Genomic DNA, 19483 nt, shown 5'->3' on the forward strand with positions numbered 1-19483 from the left:
CCGGATGTCGGACTACTACGAGTACCGCCACACCGTGGGCTTCGAGGAGACCAACGTGGTGGGCAACGTCTACTACGTCAACTACCTGCGCTGGCAGGGGCGGTGCCGGGAGATGTTCCTCAAGGAACGGGCGCCGAGCGTACTCGCCGAGGTGCAGGCCGACCTCAAGTTGTTCACCCTCCGGGTGGACTGCGAGTTCTTCGCCGAGATCACCGCCTTCGACGACCTCGCCATCCGGATGCGGCTGGTGGACCTGGCGCAGACCCAGTTGGAGTTCAGTTTCGACTACATCCGGCTGGGTGCCGACGGCGAGTTGCCGGTGGCCCGGGGCCGGCAACGGGTGGCCTGCATGCGCGGACCGAACACCCGGACCGTTCCGACCCGGGTTCCCGAGGCGCTGGTACGGGCGTTGGCGCCGTACTCCGCGCTGGCGCGCGCCTGAGCACGGAAGGAGGAGGACGAGATGAACGTCGACCATCCACCGCCCGGGGAGGTACTCGACCCGGGCGCCCTACGCCAGGTATTCGGGACCTTCGCCACCGGCGTCACCGTGGTGACCGTCGGCGGCGGCCAACCGCACGGGATGACCGCCAACTCCTTCGCCTCGGTGTCCCTGGATCCACCGCTGGTGCTGGTCTGCGTGGACCGGCAGGCGGTCATGCACGACTGTCTGGTGACCGCCGGCGCGTTCGCGGTGTCGGTGCTCGCCGCCGACCAGGAGGCGGTGGCCCGCCACTTCGCCGACCGGTGGCGGCCACTGGGCCAGGCCCAGTTCGACGCGGTCGCCTGGCTGCCAGGGCCGGCCAGCGGGGCGCCGCTGATCGACGGGGCGCTGGCCCATCTGGAATGCGGGCTGTGGCGCGCCTACGACGGCGGTGACCACACCATCTTCACGGGTCGGCTGCTGTCGGCGAGGCGCCACGGCGACGACGAGCCGGTGCTGTTCCTGCGGGGACGGTTCCGCCAGCTCGACCCGCGACGCGACGAGGTGCCGACGTGACGCCGGCCCGGACCGGCCAGGCCCCACCGGGTCCGACCGGACCGGCGTCGCTGGGTACGTTGTGGAAGTTCGGCCGGGACCGGTTGGGCGTGATGAGCGCTGCGGCACGCCGCCATGGCGACGCCGTCCGGTTGGCCACCTGGCCGTGGCCGTTCTATTTCTTCAACCATCCGGACCATGCCAAGTACGTGCTCGCGGAGAACAGCCGCAACTACCACAAGGGCATCGGACTGGTGCATGCCCGCCGGGCGCTCGGCGACGGGCTGCTCACCAGCGAGGGTGAGCTGTGGCGGGAGCAGCGCCGGGCGATGCAGCCGGTGTTCCAGGCCAAGCGGATCGCCGGGCAGGCCGCCGCGGTGGCGCAGGAGGCGGCCGGCCTGGTCGAGCGGCTGCGCGGCCACAGCGGCGGGGCTCCGGTGGACGTGCTGCACGAGGCGACCGAGCTGACCCTCGGAGTGCTCGGTCGGACCCTGCTGGACACCGATCTGAGCCGGTACCAGTCGATCGGGCACTCGTTCGAGGTCATGCAGGACCAGGCGATGTTCGAGCTGGCGTCGATGAGCATGGTGCCGATGTGGGTGCCGCTACCGCAGCAGCTGCGGTTCCGGCGGGCCCGTCGGGACCTTCAGGTCATCGTCGACCGGATGGTGGCCGAACGGATCGCCCGCGACGGCGACGACGCGACCGGCGACGACGCGTTGTCCCGGCTGATCGTCTCGACCCGGCGTGAGCCGGACCCCCGGCGCGGTCAGCAGCGGATGCGCGACGAGCTGGTCACCCTGCTGCTGGCCGGTCACGAGACCACCGCGAGCACGTTGGGGTGGAGCTTCTACCTGATCGACCAGCATCCACAGGTCCGCGAGCGGCTCCGGGACGAGGCCGTGGCGGTGCTCGGTGACCGGCTGCCGACCTATGAGGACCTGCGCAGGCTGACCTACACCTCGATGGTGGTCGAGGAGGTCATGCGGCTGTATCCACCGGTCTGGATGCTCTCGCGGATAGCGCAGGGGCCGGACGAGATCGGTGGGTTTCCGGTACCCGCCGGGGCCCATGTGCTGATCTGCCCGTACACCCTGCACCGGCACCCGGGATTCTGGCCCGAACCGGACCGCTTCGACCCGGAGCGGTTCGACCCGACCCGGCCGGTGAGTCGACCCCGGTACGCGTACGTGCCGTTCGGGGCCGGGCCACGCTTCTGTGTGGGCAACCATCTCGGGATGATGGAGGCGGTGTTCGTGATCGCCATGGTCAGCCGGGAGCTGCGGCTGGTGAAGCCGGAGTCGTACCGGGTGGTCCCCGAACCGATGCTGTCGCTGCGGATCCGGGGCGGGCTGCCGATGTCCGTCGAGTCCGCCGCCTGACCCGCACGGCTCTGGCCGTTGGTCGACCAGCCGGTCGGCCAGCGGCCGGCGTCGGCTCGGGGACCAGTCCGGCCACCCGGAACCTCCACGGTGTCCCGATCTCGGCGGCGACGTCGCGAAAGAGGGACCGCGGGTCCGGCACCGTGCCATCGTCGAGATGTCCGGCACCGGAATGGGCCGGGACGTACCGGGGTACGGGAACCACGACCGGTGGTGTCCACGACCGGGTCGCCGTGCACCGTCCTCCGGCTCGCCGTCGGCGCCCGCTGTACCCCGTACCCCGGTGACCCGCTGCCGGTCGTCCGCGCGGCATGCGCTGACGATGTCCGGACCCGCAGCTCGTCACGTTCGACGACGACGACCGTGTCGAATCGCGGCGAGAGAATTCTCGTTGCCAGCAGTCCGGCCACACCTCAGCCCAGTACGACTGCACGATTCATAGGTCTTTTCCGCGTCCGGCCGACGTCGTCGACGTACGAATGATCAGGCCAGGTTGGCCGGACTGTTCTGGTACGCGGCCACCAACCATTCGCCGTTGCGCTTGACCAGCAGCCAACTGGCTCGGATCTCCCGTTCCGGGGCGAGCTCGGACTCCCCCGGCGCCAGTACACCGCCCTTGGTCAGCAACAGTACGACGCCGTCGGCGAGCCCGGTGATCCGGAACGGGGTGCCGATGACCCGGGTGCCCTTGTAGGGCCCGGCGAAGCCGCGCGCTAGGAAGGACTCCACCTCGGCCCGGCCGGCCAGCGAGACACCCGGCAGGATCATGGTGCCGTCCTCGACGAACGCCGCCGCGAACGCTGCGGCGTCGTGCTCGGCCCAGGCCGCGGTGATGCGCTGCGGGACAGCCGCAACCGCCGCCTGGTCTTCGGCGGTAATGGTGACAGTCGCCTCACTGGTCATGATGTTCCCTCTCGGTACGAATCGATTCTCTCGACGATGTGATCCGCCTGCAAGAACACGCAGAAAGCGGAGGTCACGCATCTCTGATTCTGCCTCTCGCCACGCACGGTAGGCATCTCTGATCGTGCGAGAAAGATGCGAGGCGTGTGCGGCTCCAGCCCACAGGGAATCCGGCCGTACAGCTCGAGGCTGGTGAAGGGTTCGTGATCGCGTGCAGGTTCAGTATCTGCACATCGCGGAAGATTCGCTGGATGGGCAGGTCGTGGTATTGGGAAGATCCGCCGCTGCGGTGTTGCGGATGTCCTCCGCCTCCTTGGCCCGGGCGAGCATCACGCACGTCACCGCCCTCGCCGACCCACCGATGGTCGCCGCGTTCACCTGCTTCAACGGCTACCTGCCCGAGGTCGCCCACCTCGACGACGGACGAGGTGGGCGGCTCGTCCCGGCTCCGACCGCGCAGATGGAGGCGGCTCCGACCGGGCGGCTCGTCCCGGCTCCGACCGGGACGAGCCGGCCGAGCGCGCGGGCACCTGGCGGGATGGTCAGTTCGACTGGCCGGCACCGGCCGGAATCCGTCGAAGACCCACAGCGGTCAGCGCGGCCTGCCTGACGTCGAGCAGAGCGAGCAGGACCGGTGGGTCGAGGCTGGTCATCGGGGCGAGCGTCACGTCGACGGGAACCGGCGCGTCCGGGTGCACCACGACCGGCCCGCCACTGCCGACCCAGGTGGGGCCCTTGGCACCGGTCTCGTCGTCGGCCACCCAGTACGCGAGGAGGTACCAGACCCCGGTGGGCACCGGCTCGAGCCGGTAGGGGCCGGGCCGGTCGAGCACAGCGCACTGCGCCGGCCGCCCCTGTGGGATCCGACCCGGAAACAGTCCGACGAAGACCTTGCCCTGCCGTCCGTGGTCCTCGGTACGAATCTCGCCGAACACCGCACCGGTCGAGCGGCGGGCCATGATGTACCGATCAGCGGTGGGCACATCGGTGGTGAAGCCACCGAGACGGCGGTAGGCAGTCGGGGACAGCCCGACGCTGCGCGAGAACCTGGAGCTGAATGTCCCGACGCTGGCATAGCCGACCTGAATGCTGATGTCGGCGACCTTGAGGGAGGTCGACAGGAGTAGATGCTTGGCGCGTTGCAGGCGAAGCGCGGACAGAAATCTCCCCGGCGAGACACCCGTCACTCGCTGAAACGCCCTCGAGAAGTGGAATTTGCTGAACAGCGCAGCCCGCGCCATGTCATCGACCGTCAGTTGCTCACCAAGATTCTCCTGCATGTACTCAATTACCCGTTCTGCCGCCTTCTCGATTGCTTCTCCCACCGCGACTCCCCATCTGTCCGCGACGACAAAATATCCTGAATGACGACCAAGAAGGACGCAGGAAAGATGACCCCAGGCTCGCCCTTCCACGAGAACTTCGGAAACCTGACTGAAGAAACGGGGCTAACTGGCGTAATTTCGGCCGCCGGTCATCGCAGCCGAGATTGATGCTAGCCCATCAGCTGCAACGGAGCAACGATTACCCGATCGACCGATCACAACGAGTAACCATGGAACTAAAGGTCGGCGTCACCAGACGCATTCGCACCCGGGCGCATCTAGCTGGTGGAAATCCCCACTATCCACCGAATGATTGACGGAGCAAACAATCGTAATGCACGGTATCGAACCAGTGTTTCATACCGGACCGATCGGACAAAGCGCCTTCTTGTTTGCGCAATGATCGGCGTCGGTCGCCGCCAAAAGAGCGTGACGGGCACCGATATTTCAAAACGAGGGCCAACGAGCGGAAGGGGTGAGCGGAAGCGGACGGGGTCAGCCACAGCCCGGAAGCGGCCTCGACCACTCCCCCGTCTTCACACTCCGCATCGACCTTGAAATCGAGCTTAGATCACCTTTAGTAACCCTAAGTTACACCTAAGGCAATCCTGAAGAAGCTCTTCTCCTTCCATAGCCGCCATAGCCGACAAAAGCCATTAGAAGCTCGAAAACGCATATAGATATTAAGTCGGATTGGCGCAGTACCTTTCCGGACCCGATCAAGGCATGCAACAAGTAGGCCCTTGGTCCGGGCGTATGGGAGACTGACCAATATCACTGCCCCTCTACGCCACGGAGCTCGATGCGCATCTCAGAACTGAGCCGGCAGAGCGGGCTCCCGGTCGCCACCATCAAGTTCTACCTACGGGAGGGCCTGCTGCCGCCAGGCAAACGAACAGGTCGCAACCAAGCGGACTATGGCAGCGAACATCTAAGCCGGCTGTACCTCATTTCTACGCTGACGACCGTAGGTCGACTTCCCCTCTCTGCAGTCCGGCAGATCACCGCTGCCGTCGATGACCGGGGCACCAAACTTGATGGACTGTGTCGTGTCATCAACAACGCTCTCGTTCCACTGGATCAGGAGGACAAGGCCGGCGCGATAGGGACAACAGCGCGCAGGCAAGTCGACGCCTTTGTCGACGGCCTGGACTGGAGCGTCGAGCCGGGCGCACCAGGTCGGTCCACCCTGACTCAGGTGCTGACCGCGCTGCGCCTGCTCGGCTGGAACGACGACGTCGACGTGTTCACCCCGTACCAACAGGCCGCCGCACAGATCGCCAGTCAGGAAGTCGACACCATCCCGGTCGACACCGACGACGAGCAGGCCGCCGTGATGCTGGTCGCCCGGACGGTGCTCTTCGAGGTCGCCTGGTGCACTCTTCGCGGCATGGCACATGAGCACATCATCGCCACTCGACTAAACGAATCCAGCAAAACGGATCAATCTACTTGAATCTTCGAGCAGCGCAGGGGAGGAGCAGCCATGTTGGTGGTGGTCACCGGCGGCACCGGATACCTCGGCGCCCACTCGGTCGCGGCTGTCCGAAGAGCCGGCCACCAGGTACGCCTGCTGGTCCGGGACCCGGCCCGGCTGGCGACGGCGCTACAGCCGCTCGGCGTCGACCCGGCGGACGTGGAACACCTCACCGGAGACATCTCGGATCCCGACGCCGTACGCCGAGCGGTCACCGGTGCCGACGCGTTACTGCACGCGGCCGGCTCCTACAGCTTCGACAGCCGGCGGCACGCGACGATGCGGGCCGCCAACGTGACCGGCACCGCCGTCGTCCTCGATGAGGCCCGCAAGGCTGGTCTCAAGCCCATCGTCCACGTGTCGACGTTCGGGGCACTGTTGCCTGCGGACTCGGCGACCATCTCCCCGGACGCCCCGGTAGGCCACCCAGGAGAGACCTACCTGCGAAGCAAGGCCGAGGCGGACGCGATCGCCCGCAGGCACCAGGCGGACGGCGCTCCCGTGATCATCACCTATCCGCTGGCCACCCTCGGCCCGTACGATCCGCACGTCGGCGACCAGGTCGCCCGGCTCCGGGCCACGCTGCTCGGCCTGATGCCGATCTGGCCCGACGGCGGGTTCCCGATCGGGGACGTCCGGGACGTCGCCCGGTTGCACGCCGCCGTACTCACCGCAGACAAGGCACCCCGACGGTTGCTCGCCTCCGGGCGCTACGTGTCCACCCGGGAGTACCGGGCAGCACTTCGCGCGGTCACCGGTCGGCGCCTACCGTCGATCACCCTGCCGGCAGCTGGCATGCTGCCGGTCGGGCGGTTGGCCACGGCCGCGCAACGGGTGGTCCCCGTGCACATCCCGGCGGAGTACGGGGCGATCTACACCTGCCGGGTCGCCAGCGGCGTCCAGGTCGACAACACGGCCACCGGAAGCCTGCTCGGCGATCCGGGCATCCCCCTCGACCGTACCCTGACCGACACGGTCCGCTGGCTGCACCGGACCGGCCGGTTGACCGCCCGGCAGGCCGGGCGAGCCGCGGGTTGACCCCCGCCCACGCGGTGCCGGCTCAGACCGCAGCCGGCGGCGGCAGCGAGGTGGCTGCCCAGCTGCCGACCCGACGCGCGGCCTGCAGGCTCGCCCACGACGTGAGCGCGATCAGAGCCTCGTCGTCGGCCCCCGAGCTACGGTAGGCCGCTACGACCTCGTCGTCGACCTGGTAGGACGCGAACGCGGCGAGCGCCGCGAGCTGGCCCGCCGGGCGGTCACCGGCCGGCAGGCCCGCGACGAGGTCCTGGATCCACCTGCGGCTCAGGTCGGGGTGCTGGCCGTGCCAGTCGGACACCCGGGAAACGATCAGTTCCCGTACGGTGGCCGGCACCGCTCGGCGGCCGGCGTCCTCGATGGCAGCGACGGCACGGGCGAGCGCGTCCGCGATGTCGGCCCGACCCGCCGTCCAGGCAAGATCCGCCGGCGGCACCGCCGCAGGCAGCAGCATGTCGTCAGCGCCGCCGGGCAGGCGTGCCGCGGCGAGGCGCATGACCTGGCCGAGCCCACGCCGGATGGCGCGACGCACCATCGGCGGCGCGCCGACGGGCATCGGCGACTCCCGCAGGAAGATGTTGACCATCCGGTTGAGCAGGTGGAAGGTCACCACAACCCCGACGTACTCGGCGGCGGCGTCGGCGGGAACCGGGAGCGGGGCCGGCACCGCGCCGGGCCCGGTGGTGTCCCGTGCCCAGCGGGCGAGACGGCGCAACCGACCTGGTGGTAACTCGTCGAGCCGACCCTGGCTGATCAACGTGGCGGCCCGGCCACCGCCCAGCCCGCCGAGCACCGAGCTGTGCACCTCGACGCAGTACGGGCATCGGTTGCCGAGCGAGACGGCGGCGGCCACCGCCTCCTTCTCCGCCCGGGGCGCCGCACCGGGCCGCACGAGGGTGGCCCGGAGCATCGCCCACGACGCCGCCAGTACGGCGGGGTTCGGCGAGTGCAGCACCAGTGGTGGTGCCAGGATGCCGAACTCCCGGTCGATCTGGCGGTACGTGTCGGCGACCAGTCCCTGAGCGGCGGTACGGGCGACGGGCGACACGTACCGCACCTCGGTTAGCGACCGCTCGACGCCGCTGCGGATGAGCCAGCCGCGCATGTGCTCCCTCCTCGTCTCGGCGAACTCCGCCGGGGGCGGCCCTCGTACGATCGGCAGATGCTCGGCCGCACGTACGACAACCAGATCTGCCCGGTAGCGAGAGCGCTGGAAGTCATTGGTGAGCGTTGGACGATCCTGATCGTCCGGGACGCGCTGTTCGGCACGACGCGGTTCGACGACTTCCGGGCCAACCTCGGCGTGGCGCGCAACGTGCTGTCGAACCGGTTGCAGACGCTCGTCGACGCGGACGTTCTCGACCGGGTCGCCTATCAGCAACGGCCACCGCGCTACGAGTACCAGTTGACCGAGCGGGGCCGCGCGCTGGCACCGGTGGTCATGTCGTTGATGGACTGGGGAACGCAGCAGCTCGGTGCGGACGGGCCGGGCCGGGCGCTGACGCACCACGGCTGCGGCGGCCGGGCCCAGGTGCAGATCAGCTGCAGCCGGTGTGCCCAACGGCTGGACAGTCGACAGATCGACACTCGCCGGGCGAGCCGGCCGGCACCGGACCGGTGACCGGCCGGCCGCGCCGGCCGGGCCGCGTCAGGCCCGCCGGGTGCCCACCTGCTGCAGTACGCCGCGTCGACCGGCGGTCTCCCCGCTGGGCGCCGGTGCCCCGTACGTCACGGACAGGCCCCGCTCCGCAGCTGCGGCGACGATCCCCGGCACGGCCCGCTCGGCGAGCGCGGCGATCGTCATCGCCGGGTTCACGGTGAGCGCGCCGGGCACCGCCGATCCGTCGGTGACGAAGATCCCCGGGTGGCCACGCAGTTCGTGACGGTCGTCAAGGGCCGAGGTCGCCGGGTCGTCGCCGATGCGACAGGACGCCAGCGGGTGGACGGTGTACGCACCCACCAGGTCGTTCGTCCACGGCATCACCCGGGCCAGCCCGTCGCGCTCCAGGATGTCCCGGATGTCGGCGTCGGCAGCGGCCCAGCCCCGCAGAGTGTTCGCCGTCGGCCGGTAGCGCAGCGGACCGCGGGCGAGCATCTGCTGGGACAGCCGGACCGCGTTGCCCGACGGCGGCAGCTCGCCGAACACCCCCTCGTTGTCGTCCTCACTCATGATGAAGATGGTCAACCAGGACTGCCACTTGCGGATCAGCTCCTTCTTCTCCACCCCGAACCAGGTGGGGCCGGTGGCGTCCGGCACCTGGGCCAGGATGGTGCCGAAGCCGGGTGGGAAGTAGAGCTGCTCCAGCGAGTACCGTTCGTACTCCGGCAGCGCCGGATCCAACCGGTCCCAGCTGGCCACCGCCGGTCCCTTGCCAATCTGGTACGCCTGGTATCCGACGCCGTCGGCCCGCTGCAGACCGAGCACCTCCCGGACCCGGTCGTCGTTGAGGACGGCGGTGTTCAGCCGCTCCCCGTTGCCGGAGAAGTAGCGCCCGACCGCGTCCGGCATCTGCCCGAGGTACGGCGCGGAGCGCTGCAGGATCACCGGGGTCGCGCCGGCCCCGGCCGCCACCACGACGATCTTGGCGTCGATCGTCCCGCTCGCCACCTCGATCCGGTAGTCGACCTCGTCCATCACGGTGTAGTGCACCCGGTAGCTGCCGTCGGCGTTGCGGGTCAGATGCTGGACCTCGTGCAATGGGCGGATCTCGGCACCGTGGCTGATCGCGGCCGGCAGGTAGTTCAGCAGCAGCGAACGTTTGGCGTCGAATCGGCAGCCGGACATCATCCAGTTGCAGTTGGTGCACTTCTCCTCGTCGATCGCCACCGGAACCGGGTTGGCGGTCCGACCGGCATGGTCACAGGCAGCGGCCCACAAGCCGCCCGCGTACGGCACGTGCCGCCACTGCTGCTGGGTGACCGGCAGGGCCTCGGCGACCCGGTCGTACCAGGGTTCGAGCGTGTCCCGGGAGACGGCGGCGGGCCACATCCGCCGGCCGATGCTGCCGTGACGTTCGAAGACGAATCGTGGGGCGCGTGGCATGGCGGCGAAGTAGACGACGCTGCCCCCGCCCACGCAGTTGCCACCCAGCACGCTCATGCCGTCGCCGATGACGAAGTCGAACGCCCGGGTGGTCGACGACCCGAACTTGAAGTCCTGGTCGAAGTCGGTGCCGGACAGCCATGGGCCGCGTTCGAGGACGGTCACCCGGGCACCACCGGCAGCGAGGTGGTACGCGGTGATGGCACCGCCGAAGCCGCTGCCGATCACCAGGACGTCGGTGCTCTCGATGCTGCTCATGCCGGGCTCCCTGAGGGGGTCGTGTCGGGATGCGGGCGGGCCAGCGGCCGGCCGTACGAGTAGGCGGGGAACCGCCAGAGCCCGTCGGCGTCCGGCGGGAAGTAGCCGAGTGTGGCCAGCCCGGGATGGCCGGCCGCGATGGCATCGACGGTGTGCAGGTGAGATCCGGAGTCGAAGGCGATCGTGCTGAACATCGCCAGACTGACCCAGAGCTCCCGCTCGACGTGGTCGGGCGCGGTGAGTTCCTGGATGAGCGCGACCCGCTCGGGGTAGGCCAGGGCCACGAACGGAGGCAGCGCCCCGGCGAGCGGGTGGCCACGTTCGTCGGCGAACCGGCGGGCGTGCTCGTTGAGCTGCTCGGCGAGCGTCTCCAGCACGGGTTCCATGCCGCCTTCCGGGCTGCGCAGGACCTCCAGCGCGCCGGCGGATGCCGCGCCGCCACCCTGCGCGACGCCCGCGACCGCATGGTCCTCTGGCGAACGTTTCTCGCCCGGCAGAATCGTGTCGGCGTAGGCCTCCAATGTCATGCTCATCTCGTCGTCAGCCGGGGCTGGAATCACGGAAAGCCTCCTGCAACTGCTGAATGACCGGGCCGAAGAACGCCACATCTCGACCTGACCGACAAGGTTCGCCGTCAATTGTCAGGCCGCCCCTGACTCATAATGAAGGCGGCGACCCCGGCGATCATCTTCATGGTTGCTTGAAGCAACTCAACTGCTCAACTCCGTTGCCGTGCCCGTACATGGGCACTAAAAGGCCGACCGGCTGGGCGATCGACCAATTCGCGAACAGGTCCGCAATATGCAAGACGCAACCGTTACGGCTGCCGCCTAGGCTCGGCTAAAGCCCGCGCCGTCATGGCCGCAGCAGCAATGCGCCGACCACCACGGACGGTCGAGATCGAACAGATCCTGCGATTACCGGGAAGGAAGCGCCATGTCCCAGAAACTGGACGTGATCTCCGCTCTCTCTGCCGACGGCGCGGCCGTCGACCAGATGGTGAGCGGACTCGACGCCGGCCAGTGGCGGCTGGAGACACCCGCCGCGGGCTGGACGATCGCTCACCAGATCGCCCACCTGGCCGCGACGTTCCGGATGGCTGCGCTCGCGGCGGCGGACCCGGCGGGCTTCACCGCGATGGCTGCCCGGCTGAGCCCCGACTTCAACGCGAACGTGGAGCGGGCGCTGGCGGAGTACCTCGCCGACCCGCCTCAGGTCCTGCTCACCCGGTGGCGGGCGGAGCGGACCGCCGCCGAGAAGGCACTGGCCGCGGTGCCGGCCGACCAGGTCGTGCCCTGGCTGGTGCGGCCGTTGCCGCCGGCGGTACTCGCCGCGGCCGGCATGATGGAACTGTTCGGCCACGGCCAGGACATCGCCGACACGCTCGGTGTCCGGCCGACGCGCACCGACCGGATCGGGTTCCTCGTCGGCTTCGCCGTACGGACGTGGGACTTCGGCTACCTCGCCCGGGACCTGCCGACACCGGAGGTCGAGTTCCGGTTCGAACTGACCGCCCCGTCCGGCACGGTCTGGGAGTACGGACCGGCGGACTCGTCGCAGCGGATCACCGGGCCGGCCGAGGACTTCTGCCTGCTGGTGACCCGGCGCCGGCACCGGGCCGACCTGGCGTTGACCGCCGAAGGCGACGAGGCCGACCGGTGGCTCGACATCGCCCAGGCGTACCGGGGTCCGGCCGGACCCGGACGACGGCCCGGACAGTTCGCCAACCGGGGCTGACCGCGACCGCACGTGCCGCCCGGGGCGCCGTCCAGGTCGACCGCGACGACCCGGCCGCCATCGCCACGGCCACCACCTAGGGCGGCGCCCGACATCGCCGCGATCAGCGACGCCCCGGACACCTCCGCCGTGCCGGTGGTCCAGCAGCTGTCCCACCTACACGCATGCCTGCACCGGATGTGGGTAGGAGCCCTCACATCCGGTGCAGCTGTGCCGGCGGAGAGGACCAGCGACGTGACTGAACAGGCCATCCCCGACGTCGACCGCGACGCCAGGACCGACGACCAGGCGATGCCACGGGCCGTTCGGGCCGCCCGGGCGCACGCCGAGGCGACCGCCCAGACCGCCCGCTACCTCGACCGGACGGGTGCGCTGCCTGACCCGGCCGACGTCGCCGAGTACGCCAACCTGCTCGCCCGTGAGGAGCTGACCCGCGACGAACGTGCCGACGCGCTGCGCCTGGCCGGGCTGGACGTCCCCAGCCTCGACGCGGACGAAGGCTGACCAGTCACGCGTGACCGACGACCGCCGGTCAGAAACGACCCCAGTCGTCGGCGGCCGGACGCCACACGTCGATGTTGCGCGGGTCGACGGCCATCCGCCGGGCCCGGTGCGTGGCGTGCTCCTCCGGGGTGAAGACCCGGTGCCGGTCGCACAGCTCGTAGCGCGGCCCGTGCTTCGGGTCGTGCATGTAGAACGCGATCGACGTCGACGCCGAGTGGTTGACCAGGTCGGAGGCGATCGGCACCTTCTTGTACTGCGCCCGCGCGCGGCCCCGCATCACGTGGTCGAAGCTCTTCATCTTGAAGCACAGGTGCGCGACGTAGAACTCCTTGTTGCGCTGCAGCGCCAGGCTGTGGTGGTAGCGGTCCTCGCAGCGCAGGAAGACGGTGACGTCGCCGACGTAGTCGCTGGGCAGGAAGCCGAGCACGTTGGTGTAGAAGTCGAGCGACTCCTCGTACTTGTCGGTGGCGAGGAACGGGTGCACCAGGTCCTGTGGGCGCAGCTCGATCAGCGGCGGTTCGGCGTACTCGACGAACTCGGTGAACAGCTCGACGATCAGCCCGTTGGGGTCACGTACGGCGAACCCGCGCTGGCACAGGCCCTTCATCCGTTCGTGCAGTTCGAGCACCTCGTGGCCGGCGGCGACGACCCGCTCCCGTAGGTCGTCGAGGACGGCGTCGGACTCGACGCTGAACCCGATCGCGGTGGTCCAGCTCTCGGTGCGGTGCGGAGCGGCGATCAGCTCGATGCTGTGGTGCTCGATGTCGGCGCGCAGGTACGCGTGCTCGTCGTCGTGCTGCTCCAACTGCAGGCCGACGTGGTACTGCAGGAACTCGATGGAGGCGGCCAGATCCGGCACCTCGATCCGGGCGTACTCCATGCCGTAGGGCCCGCGACGGCGGGTGGCGGCCTCGGTGGACATCTGCGACCCCTTCTCGATGAGTTACGCGTCCCCGGCGGTGGGGAGGCTGACGATGACCTGGCGTTCGACGACTGGACGCCAGCGTTCCCGGACGAACCGCTCGTGCGACTCGCTGTGCAGGTAGTCGAGCAGCTCCTGCTCGGTGGCGAACTCCACGACGAAACCGTGCGTCATCGTGGTGTCCCGGGTGCTGACGTTGACCCCGCTGCGCCAGTTGCGCATCGCCGGGTACTTCTGCGGGAACGTGTCCAGCTCGGCCAGGACCGACTCGGCGACGCCGGCCGGCAGGTCGTCGCGGAACTTGAACGCCAGCATGTGGGTGATCACGGCGGTACCCCTAGAGGATGAAGCTGAGTCGGGCGCCGGGGTCCATCGACTCCATCACCGGGATGGCGCGGCGGACCCGGAAGCGCAGCCCGTCGTCGTCGACCTTGAGCACGTGCTCGTAGCGGCCCACGTAGGTGTAGGCACCGTTGTCGCGGTAGCGGTGGATCAGGAAGTTGGCGCTGATCCACACCGTCTCCGCGCCGGCCTCCAGCAGGATCACGTTGGAGACCATCCGGTGGGTCCGCGAGTGCGGGTTCTCGGCGTGCGCCTTGCGGCTCTTCAGCCTCTTCACCCGGGCCCGGATCAGGTCGTAGTCGTCACAGACGAAGAACCCGGCGGTGGTGGCGTCCCAGCCGGCCCAGTCGGTGGTCGGCACCTCCATCCGGCCGTCCGGCTCGAACATGGTGAACCACTCGTCGAGGCGCCACTCGTCGAGCAGCTGCGCCTCCCGGTAGAGGAAGTCCTCCACCTGCGCCCGGGTCACCTCGCGGGCACCCACGTTGAGCACTGCTCCGCTGGTCGTCGCGGACATCGGGTCACTCCTTCCCGCTGGTGGTGGGCGCGGCGGTTCCGTCGGTGGCCGTGGATCCGGTCGCGAAGACGGCGGACGGGCCGGGGGTGCCCGGGTCGGCCGGCGGGTCACCGGCGACGGCGGTGGCCGCCCCGACCCGGTCGGCCCAGTGCCGCCAGAAGCTGCGCATCGCGCCTTCGTCGATGGAGCGGCCCTGGTTGCCCTGCTTCTCGTTGGCCATGCCCCGGGACATGTCTGACCAGTCGTGGGCCGGGTCGGCCGCGTCGGCGGTGGCGACGATGCCGCGCTGCACCGCCTCGTACGCCTCGATGTCGTCCGGGGTGGCCAGGCCGCCGGGGCCGACGAAGCTGACCATGGTCTTGATCCGCAGCGCGCGGACCGACTCCGGCTCGCCGGTCTCGACGAACTGCCAGGCCCGCACGTCGGTGCGGTCGGCGGCGACCGGTTCGAGCTGGCGGATGGTCAGTGCCTCCAGGTCGAACAGCAGCAGGTTCGGGAAGACGAAGAGGATCCGGCTGGCGTCGGCGATCTCGGCGGCGAGGTCCGGCCCGAGCCGGGCGATCATCTCGTTGCGCTTGGCGACGGTACGGGCCTTCTCCTCGTCGCCGAAGCGCGGCTCCCAGACCATCCCGATCCGACCGTTGTGCCCGGTGAGCACGAGCAGCCCGTGGCCGCCGCCGAGGTCGTAGGCGTACTGGTCGTCGTCGGTGACGGCGAAGCCGGTCTCCCGCAGGTAGCCGACGAAGGTGTTGTGGGTCGGCGCGAAGTGGTAGCCGTCCATGGCGTTCTCGACGGCGAGTTTCCAGTTGCCCTTGACGCTGTAGAGCTGCACGCCGGGCAGGGTCTGCATGCCGTGGGGACCGATCTTGGCGGTCAGCGACATGTAGTGCGCGGCCGGGCCGAGGTGGGTGAGCAGATCGGGCACGTCGGGGTCGAACGCGATGAAGACGAAGCCCTCGTGGATCTGCAGTCGGGGCACCTGGCGCAGCCGCATCGACTCGCGGAAGCCGGGGTCGTCGGGGTAGCTCTCGTCGCCGGGCAGCGCGGCGAGGTCACCGGAGTTGCTGAACGCCCAGGCGTGGTAGAAGCACTGGAAGAACTTGGTGTTGCCCTCGTTGTGCCGGCACAGGATGGTGCCGCGGTGGGTGCAGGAGTTGAGGAACACCTTCACCTCGCCGGCGGAGTCCCGACAGAAGATCAGCGGGCGGCCCCCGAGGGTGCGGGTCTTGAAGTCACCGGCGTTGGGGATCTCGGTCTCGTGGCCGAGGTAGAGCCAGGTGTGACCCCAGATCTTGGCGATCTCGTCGCGGAACAGACCCGGGTCGCGGTACGCCGACCGGTGCACCCGGAAGCGCATCGCCTCCCAGTCCTCGTCGATCAGCGCGCCATCGGCTCCGCCGAGCGGTCGCACCGGCGTCTGCTGCGTCATCACCCACCGCCCTCTTCCTCGTCCGGTCCGCCAACCCTCGGCGGTGCTACGAAATGCGAGACAGTATCTCGCCCTCCGATGCTGCTATCAGTGCCGGCCACCTGTCAAGAGCAGGACATCCTCCGTGACCGGGTTACCGACTGTTAACAGAGCAGCAACACATCCCGGCGGGTTCGCCGGAAACGATCCGGTCATCCACCCGTCACCCGGCCCGCCAGCGGCACGCACCGCCGCGCGCCCTGCGCCCGCCGGCCGGGTACCCCTTCCGGAGGAACCGATGCTCCAGCCGCACCAGGGACCGATCGCCGGCACCCACTACCTGCCGACCACCCCTGACACCTGCCTGTGGGGTCGGCTCCCCAACCGCAGCCACTCCGAGGTGCTGCGGGTCCGGTCCGGCGAGACCGTGACCATCGACACCCTCAGCCACGAAGGCATCCTCGAGGACCAGGGCCGCGACCCGGTCGGCTACCTCAAGCAGTACGACGTGCCCGCCGACGGTGTCCTGACCGACGCCCGGGACCTGGCCGCCTCCGACGTCGCCCACGACTACGACGACGACGGCCCGCACGTGGTCACCGGCCCGATCACCGTCGACGGCGCACAGCCCGGCGACCTGCTCCGGGTCGACGTGCTCGACCTGGCGATCCGGGCCCCGTACGGCTTCGTCAGCAGCCGGCACGGCTACGGCGCGCTGCCCGGCGAGTTCCCGCTCACCCCGACCGACACCGGACCGGGCAGCGACCCACGGGAGTACGGCAGTGTCTGCCACTTCACCGAGGTCGTCGGCAGCGGCGGCCGGCTGTACGGCGTACTGCCGTTCGGCGACGGCCGGGCCGCCCGGTTCCCGCTGGCGCCGTTCCTCGGCCTGATGGGCGTGGCCGTCGACACCGACGAGATGGTGCACTCGGTGCCGCCCGGCGGGCACGGTGGCAACCTGGACATCAACGAGCTGCAGGTCGGCTCCAGCCTCTACCTGCCGGTGCAGCTGCCCGGTGCCGGCTTCTACGCCGGAGACCCGCACTACGCCCAGGGCGACGGCGAGGTGGCGTTGACCGCCCTGGAGGCGCCGCTGCGGGCCACCGTACGGCTGACGGTGATCCCGGCGGCGCAGGCCGCCCCGCTGGTCGGCACCGGCGAGGCCCCGCTGGCCGAGACCGCCACCCACTGGATCCCGGTCGGCCTCGACGCCGACCTCAACGAGGCGATGCGCCGGGCGGTCCGGGCCGCGGTCGACTTCCTGGCCCGCACCCAGGGCATGCCCCGCGACACCGCCCTGGCCTACCTGAGCGCCGCCGCCGACTTCGAGGTCAGCCAGGTCGTCGACGCGGTCAAGGGCGTGCACTGCCTGATCCGCAAGGCCGACTTCCCGGCCCAGATCTGAGCTGACCGGGCGGGCCTGGCGGGCCTGGTGAGTCCATACCGCGACGGCGAACGTCCCCGCGCGGGGCGGTCTGCCGGGTCTGGACCGCGTAGGGTGGCACGATGGCCGGCTGGTACCGGGGCGACTGCCACCTGCACTCCGTGCGGTCGACCGGGGGCGAACTGACCCCGGCCCAGCTCACCGCCGCCGCCCGCGCGGCCGGGCTCGACTTCGTCGCCGTCACCGAGCACAACACCACCGACGGGTACGCCGACTGGGTCGACCACGCCGACGACCTGCTGGTGATCTGCGGCCAGGAGGTCGTCACCCGTACCGGGCACTGGCTGGCCATCGGTCTGCCACCCGGCCACCTCGTCGACTGGCGGTACGGCAGTGACGACAGCGCCGACGCCTGCGCCGACCGGATCGGCCGGCAACTCGACGACGTGCACCGGGCCGGCGGGCTGTGCGTGGTGGCGCACCCGTACGCGCCCTACCCGTCGGGCACGTTCGAATACCCGTACCAGGGCTTCGACGCCGTCGAGGTCTGGAACGGACAGTGGGCATCGGACCTGCCGTGGAACGCCGACAACGAGGCGGCGTTGGCCGACTGGACCGCGAGTCTGGCGGCCGACCTCCACAGGGGTGGCTGGCGGCCGGCGATCGGTAACAGCGACACTCATCTCGCCGGCCAGATCGGCATCCCGCACACCGTCGTCCGCGCTGGTGAGCGCACGGTGGAGGCACTGTTGGCCGGCATCGCCGCCGGTCACAGCTGGATCGCCGGCTCGACACCGGCGGAGCCACGGTCACCGTCGCGGTCGAGGTCCGTGGCGTGCCGTCGGGCGTGGTCGAGATCCATACCGACCGGGGTACGGCGTACCGGGTGCCGCTGACAGCCGACGGCGCCGGCAGCCTTCGGTGGCGCACAGATGCCACGGCGTCGGTGTTCGTCCGGGTCGAGGTGCGCCACCTCGATGGGCGGCTGGCTGCCCTGACCAACCCGGTCACGCTGGCCTGATCCCGTCCGTGGCGTACGGTCGGGCGTGATCTGTTCCGACGCCGACCGGGGTACGCCATGCGCCGGGGGCTGACCTTCCTGTTCGCGGTGGCCGCCGGTGCCGCTGTCGCCAACCTCTACTGGGCGCAACCGCTGCTCGACCTCATCGCCGCCGACCTCGACGTCACCACCGCGACGGCCGGTCTGCTGGTCACCGCCACCCAGATCGGCTACGCCGTCGGGATCCTGTTCCTGGTGCCGCTGGGCGACATTCTCGACCGACGCCGGCTGGTACCGGCGCTGATGCTCTGCGCGGCGGGCACGCTGGTGGCGTGCGCGCTCGCGCCGTCGTTCGGCGTGCTGCTCGTGGCGATCACCGCGCTCGGGGTGGCCACGGTCTCCGGGCAGTTGCTGACCCCGCTCGCCAGCGATCTCGCCGACGATGCCCGCCGAGGCAGCGCGGTCGGTACGGTCGTCGCCGGGATCCTGACCGGCATCCTCGCCTCGCGGACCATCAGCGGGCTGGTCGCCGACGTCGCCGGCTGGCGGGCGATCTTCCTGTTGGCGGCGGTGGTGGCGGTCGGCTTCGCCGTGGTGATGTACCGGGCGATCCCGTCGCTGGCGCCGAAGACCCGGCTGGCGTACCCGGCGCTGATCGCGTCCGTCGCCGTGGTGGTCGCCCGCGAACGCGCGGTCCGGTGGACGTTGGTGCTGTCCGCCATTGGCTTCGCCGCGTTCACCATGTTCTGGACGGCGTTGACGTTCCTGCTCAGTGGCCCGCCGTTCGACTATCCGGTGTCGGTGATCGGGCTGTTCGGCCTCGCCGGGCTGGCTGGCGCGGTCGCCGCGCAGCGCAGCGGCCTTCTGCACGACCTGGGCTGGTCGCTGCCCGCCACCGGCGCGGCGTGGGTCCTGGTGCTCGCCTCGTTCGTGGTGGCGTTGTTCGCCGGCCGCAGTGTCCTGCTGGTGATCGTCGTGGTGGTCGTGCTCGACGCCGCGTTGCAGGCGGCCGGGATCCTCAACCAGTTGCGAGTGCTGGCCGTCTCGCACGAGGCACGCAGCCGACTGAACACGGCGTATGTGACCGCGAACTTCCTCGGCGGCGCCGCTGGCTCGGCCGCCGCCGCGATGCTCTGGGTGGCCGGCGGCTGGACGGCGGTGTCGCTGGCCGGGGTGGGGCTGAGCTGCTTCGCCCTGGCCCTGTGGGTGGTGGGCCGTCGGCACGCGCTCGTTCCGGTCGACCCACTGGCCAGATAGTCAAATGGTT

At 69.9% G+C, this 19483-nt stretch carries 22 protein-coding genes; 12 read left to right on the top strand and 10 right to left on the bottom strand.

From position 1 onward, the window contains the following. The first annotated feature begins 4 nt into the window (after positions 1 to 4). From O7623_RS12320 to O7623_RS12330, 3 genes are read left to right on the top strand one after another with little or no spacing between them, the layout of a single operon-like run. Complete coding sequence (locus O7623_RS12320) at positions 5 to 442, top strand: acyl-CoA thioesterase (RefSeq protein WP_282228748.1); 438 nt, start codon at positions 5 to 7, stop codon at positions 440 to 442. Between the two features lie 21 nt (positions 443 to 463). Continuing rightward, on the top strand, positions 464 to 1000 hold the full coding sequence (locus O7623_RS12325; RefSeq protein WP_282228749.1) for a flavin reductase family protein: 537 nt from the start codon (positions 464 to 466) through the stop codon (positions 998 to 1000). Next, positions 997 to 2361, top strand: a complete 1365-nt coding sequence (locus tag O7623_RS12330) for a cytochrome P450 (RefSeq protein ID WP_282228750.1) — start codon at positions 997 to 999, stop codon at positions 2359 to 2361. The genes O7623_RS12325 and O7623_RS12330 overlap by 4 nt, the downstream gene beginning before the upstream one ends. Positions 2362 to 2844: 483 nt before the next feature. On the opposite strand, the gene O7623_RS12335 is transcribed toward O7623_RS12330, so the two are convergent. The 3 genes from O7623_RS12335 to O7623_RS12340 form a co-directional block, all read right to left on the bottom strand. Continuing rightward, positions 2845 to 3264, bottom strand: coding sequence for an SgcJ/EcaC family oxidoreductase (locus O7623_RS12335; RefSeq protein ID WP_282228751.1), 420 nt, complete (start codon positions 3262 to 3264; stop codon positions 2845 to 2847). A gap of 73 nt (positions 3265 to 3337) precedes the next feature. Next, positions 3338 to 3826, bottom strand: a complete 489-nt coding sequence (locus O7623_RS31355; RefSeq protein ID WP_348775141.1) for a hypothetical protein — start codon at positions 3824 to 3826, stop codon at positions 3338 to 3340. Then, complete coding sequence (locus O7623_RS12340; RefSeq protein ID WP_282228752.1) at positions 3807 to 4589, bottom strand: AraC family transcriptional regulator; 783 nt, start codon at positions 4587 to 4589, stop codon at positions 3807 to 3809. Before O7623_RS12340 ends, O7623_RS31355 begins: the two co-directional genes overlap by 20 nt. 802 nt (positions 4590 to 5391) lie before the next feature. Here O7623_RS12340 and O7623_RS12345 point away from each other — a divergent pair. Further along, on the top strand, positions 5392 to 6045 hold the full coding sequence (locus O7623_RS12345; RefSeq protein ID WP_282228753.1) for a MerR family transcriptional regulator: 654 nt from the start codon (positions 5392 to 5394) through the stop codon (positions 6043 to 6045). A gap of 30 nt (positions 6046 to 6075) precedes the next feature. Further along, positions 6076 to 7104: an NAD-dependent epimerase/dehydratase family protein gene (locus O7623_RS12350; RefSeq protein WP_282228754.1), complete on the top strand. Its 1029-nt coding sequence runs from the start codon at positions 6076 to 6078 to the stop codon at positions 7102 to 7104. Positions 7105 to 7126: 22 nt separating this feature from the next. Here O7623_RS12350 and O7623_RS12355 read toward each other — a convergent pair whose 3' ends face one another. Continuing rightward, positions 7127 to 8206: a carboxymuconolactone decarboxylase family protein gene (locus O7623_RS12355; RefSeq protein WP_282228755.1), complete on the bottom strand. Its 1080-nt coding sequence runs from the start codon at positions 8204 to 8206 to the stop codon at positions 7127 to 7129. 57 nt (positions 8207 to 8263) lie between these two features. On the opposite strand from O7623_RS12355, the gene O7623_RS12360 reads away from it, so the two are divergent. Next, on the top strand, positions 8264 to 8722 hold the full coding sequence (locus O7623_RS12360) for a helix-turn-helix domain-containing protein (RefSeq protein WP_282228756.1): 459 nt from the start codon (positions 8264 to 8266) through the stop codon (positions 8720 to 8722). 27 nt (positions 8723 to 8749) lie between these two features. On the opposite strand, the gene O7623_RS12365 is transcribed toward O7623_RS12360, so the two are convergent. Together O7623_RS12365 and O7623_RS12370 are read right to left on the bottom strand one after the other, a co-directional pair. Continuing rightward, positions 8750 to 10402, bottom strand: coding sequence for a GMC family oxidoreductase (locus O7623_RS12365; protein ID WP_282228757.1), 1653 nt, complete (start codon positions 10400 to 10402; stop codon positions 8750 to 8752). Further along, a complete protein-coding gene (locus O7623_RS12370) occupies positions 10399 to 10929 on the bottom strand; it encodes a DUF5987 family protein (protein WP_282229393.1) in 531 nt (176 codons plus the stop codon). Before O7623_RS12370 ends, O7623_RS12365 begins: the two co-directional genes overlap by 4 nt. A 409-nt stretch (positions 10930 to 11338) precedes the next feature. On the opposite strand from O7623_RS12370, the gene O7623_RS12375 reads away from it, so the two are divergent. Both O7623_RS12375 and O7623_RS12380 read left to right on the top strand, forming a co-directional pair. Next, complete coding sequence (locus tag O7623_RS12375; protein ID WP_282228758.1) at positions 11339 to 12139, top strand: TIGR03084 family metal-binding protein; 801 nt, start codon at positions 11339 to 11341, stop codon at positions 12137 to 12139. Between the two features lie 234 nt (positions 12140 to 12373). Next, complete coding sequence (locus O7623_RS12380; protein ID WP_282228759.1) at positions 12374 to 12643, top strand: hypothetical protein; 270 nt, start codon at positions 12374 to 12376, stop codon at positions 12641 to 12643. A 28-nt stretch (positions 12644 to 12671) separates the two neighbouring features. On the opposite strand, the gene O7623_RS12385 is transcribed toward O7623_RS12380, so the two are convergent. Genes O7623_RS12385 through O7623_RS12400 form a run of 4 tightly spaced genes read right to left on the bottom strand, consistent with a single transcriptional unit; the run spans position 12672 to position 15853 of the window. Continuing rightward, positions 12672 to 13565 carry a VOC family protein gene (locus O7623_RS12385; protein WP_282228760.1) on the bottom strand — a complete coding sequence of 298 codons (894 nt, stop codon included), beginning with the start codon at positions 13563 to 13565 and terminating at the stop codon, positions 12672 to 12674. A 21-nt stretch (positions 13566 to 13586) separates the two neighbouring features. Beyond that, positions 13587 to 13892 (bottom strand): Dabb family protein, encoded by a 306-nt coding sequence (locus O7623_RS12390; RefSeq protein WP_282228761.1) that lies wholly within the window; start codon positions 13890 to 13892, stop codon positions 13587 to 13589. Between the two features lie 10 nt (positions 13893 to 13902). Continuing rightward, positions 13903 to 14424, bottom strand: coding sequence for an aromatic-ring-hydroxylating dioxygenase subunit beta (locus tag O7623_RS12395; protein WP_282228762.1), 522 nt, complete (start codon positions 14422 to 14424; stop codon positions 13903 to 13905). 4 nt (positions 14425 to 14428) lie between these two features. Next, on the bottom strand, positions 14429 to 15853 hold the full coding sequence (locus O7623_RS12400; protein WP_282228763.1) for an aromatic ring-hydroxylating dioxygenase subunit alpha: 1425 nt from the start codon (positions 15851 to 15853) through the stop codon (positions 14429 to 14431). Positions 15854 to 16130: 277 nt separating this feature from the next. Here O7623_RS12400 and O7623_RS12405 point away from each other — a divergent pair, with 277 nt between their 5' ends. The 4 genes from O7623_RS12405 (at position 16131) to O7623_RS12420 (ending at position 19473) form a co-directional block, all read left to right on the top strand. Continuing rightward, positions 16131 to 17237: an acetamidase/formamidase family protein gene (locus tag O7623_RS12405; protein WP_282228764.1), complete on the top strand. Its 1107-nt coding sequence runs from the start codon at positions 16131 to 16133 to the stop codon at positions 17235 to 17237. Between the two features lie 101 nt (positions 17238 to 17338). Beyond that, complete coding sequence (locus O7623_RS12410; protein WP_282228765.1) at positions 17339 to 18112, top strand: CehA/McbA family metallohydrolase; 774 nt, start codon at positions 17339 to 17341, stop codon at positions 18110 to 18112. Then, positions 18103 to 18237 (top strand): hypothetical protein, encoded by a 135-nt coding sequence (locus O7623_RS12415; protein ID WP_282228766.1) that lies wholly within the window; start codon positions 18103 to 18105, stop codon positions 18235 to 18237. Before O7623_RS12410 ends, O7623_RS12415 begins: the two co-directional genes overlap by 10 nt. Positions 18238 to 18294: 57 nt before the next feature. Further along, entirely contained in the window at positions 18295 to 19473 is a 1179-nt protein-coding gene (locus O7623_RS12420) for an MFS transporter (RefSeq protein WP_282228767.1), read from the top strand. The last annotated feature ends 10 nt before the right edge of the window (positions 19474 to 19483 follow it).

This window comes from Solwaraspora sp. WMMD791, assembly GCF_029581195.1.
Taxonomy (GTDB): Bacteria; Actinomycetota; Actinomycetes; order Mycobacteriales; family Micromonosporaceae; genus Micromonospora_E.

Bases quoted from the DNA above. Each gene is read 5' to 3' on its own strand.
- O7623_RS12320 (WP_282228748.1), top strand. From the start codon at position 5: ATGTCGGACTACTACGAGTACCGCCACACCGTGGGCTTCGAGGAGACC.
- O7623_RS12325 (WP_282228749.1), top strand. From the start codon at position 464: ATGAACGTCGACCATCCACCGCCCGGGGAGGTACTCGACCCGGGCGCC.
- O7623_RS12335 (WP_282228751.1), bottom strand. From the start codon at position 3,264: ATGACCAGTGAGGCGACTGTCACCATTACCGCCGAAGACCAGGCGGCG.
- O7623_RS12345 (WP_282228753.1), top strand. From the start codon at position 5,392: ATGCGCATCTCAGAACTGAGCCGGCAGAGCGGGCTCCCGGTCGCCACC.
- O7623_RS12350 (WP_282228754.1), top strand. From the start codon at position 6,076: ATGTTGGTGGTGGTCACCGGCGGCACCGGATACCTCGGCGCCCACTCG.
- O7623_RS12355 (WP_282228755.1), bottom strand. From the start codon at position 8,206: ATGCGCGGCTGGCTCATCCGCAGCGGCGTCGAGCGGTCGCTAACCGAG.
- O7623_RS12360 (WP_282228756.1), top strand. From the start codon at position 8,264: ATGCTCGGCCGCACGTACGACAACCAGATCTGCCCGGTAGCGAGAGCG.
- O7623_RS12365 (WP_282228757.1), bottom strand. From the start codon at position 10,402: ATGAGCAGCATCGAGAGCACCGACGTCCTGGTGATCGGCAGCGGCTTC.
- O7623_RS12370 (WP_282229393.1), bottom strand. From the start codon at position 10,929: ATGACATTGGAGGCCTACGCCGACACGATTCTGCCGGGCGAGAAACGT.
- O7623_RS12375 (WP_282228758.1), top strand. From the start codon at position 11,339: ATGTCCCAGAAACTGGACGTGATCTCCGCTCTCTCTGCCGACGGCGCG.
- O7623_RS12385 (WP_282228760.1), bottom strand. From the start codon at position 13,565: ATGTCCACCGAGGCCGCCACCCGCCGTCGCGGGCCCTACGGCATGGAG.
- O7623_RS12395 (WP_282228762.1), bottom strand. From the start codon at position 14,424: ATGTCCGCGACGACCAGCGGAGCAGTGCTCAACGTGGGTGCCCGCGAG.
- O7623_RS12400 (WP_282228763.1), bottom strand. From the start codon at position 15,853: ATGACGCAGCAGACGCCGGTGCGACCGCTCGGCGGAGCCGATGGCGCG.
- O7623_RS12405 (WP_282228764.1), top strand. From the start codon at position 16,131: ATGCTCCAGCCGCACCAGGGACCGATCGCCGGCACCCACTACCTGCCG.
- O7623_RS12410 (WP_282228765.1), top strand. From the start codon at position 17,339: ATGGCCGGCTGGTACCGGGGCGACTGCCACCTGCACTCCGTGCGGTCG.
- O7623_RS12420 (WP_282228767.1), top strand. From the start codon at position 18,295: ATGCGCCGGGGGCTGACCTTCCTGTTCGCGGTGGCCGCCGGTGCCGCT.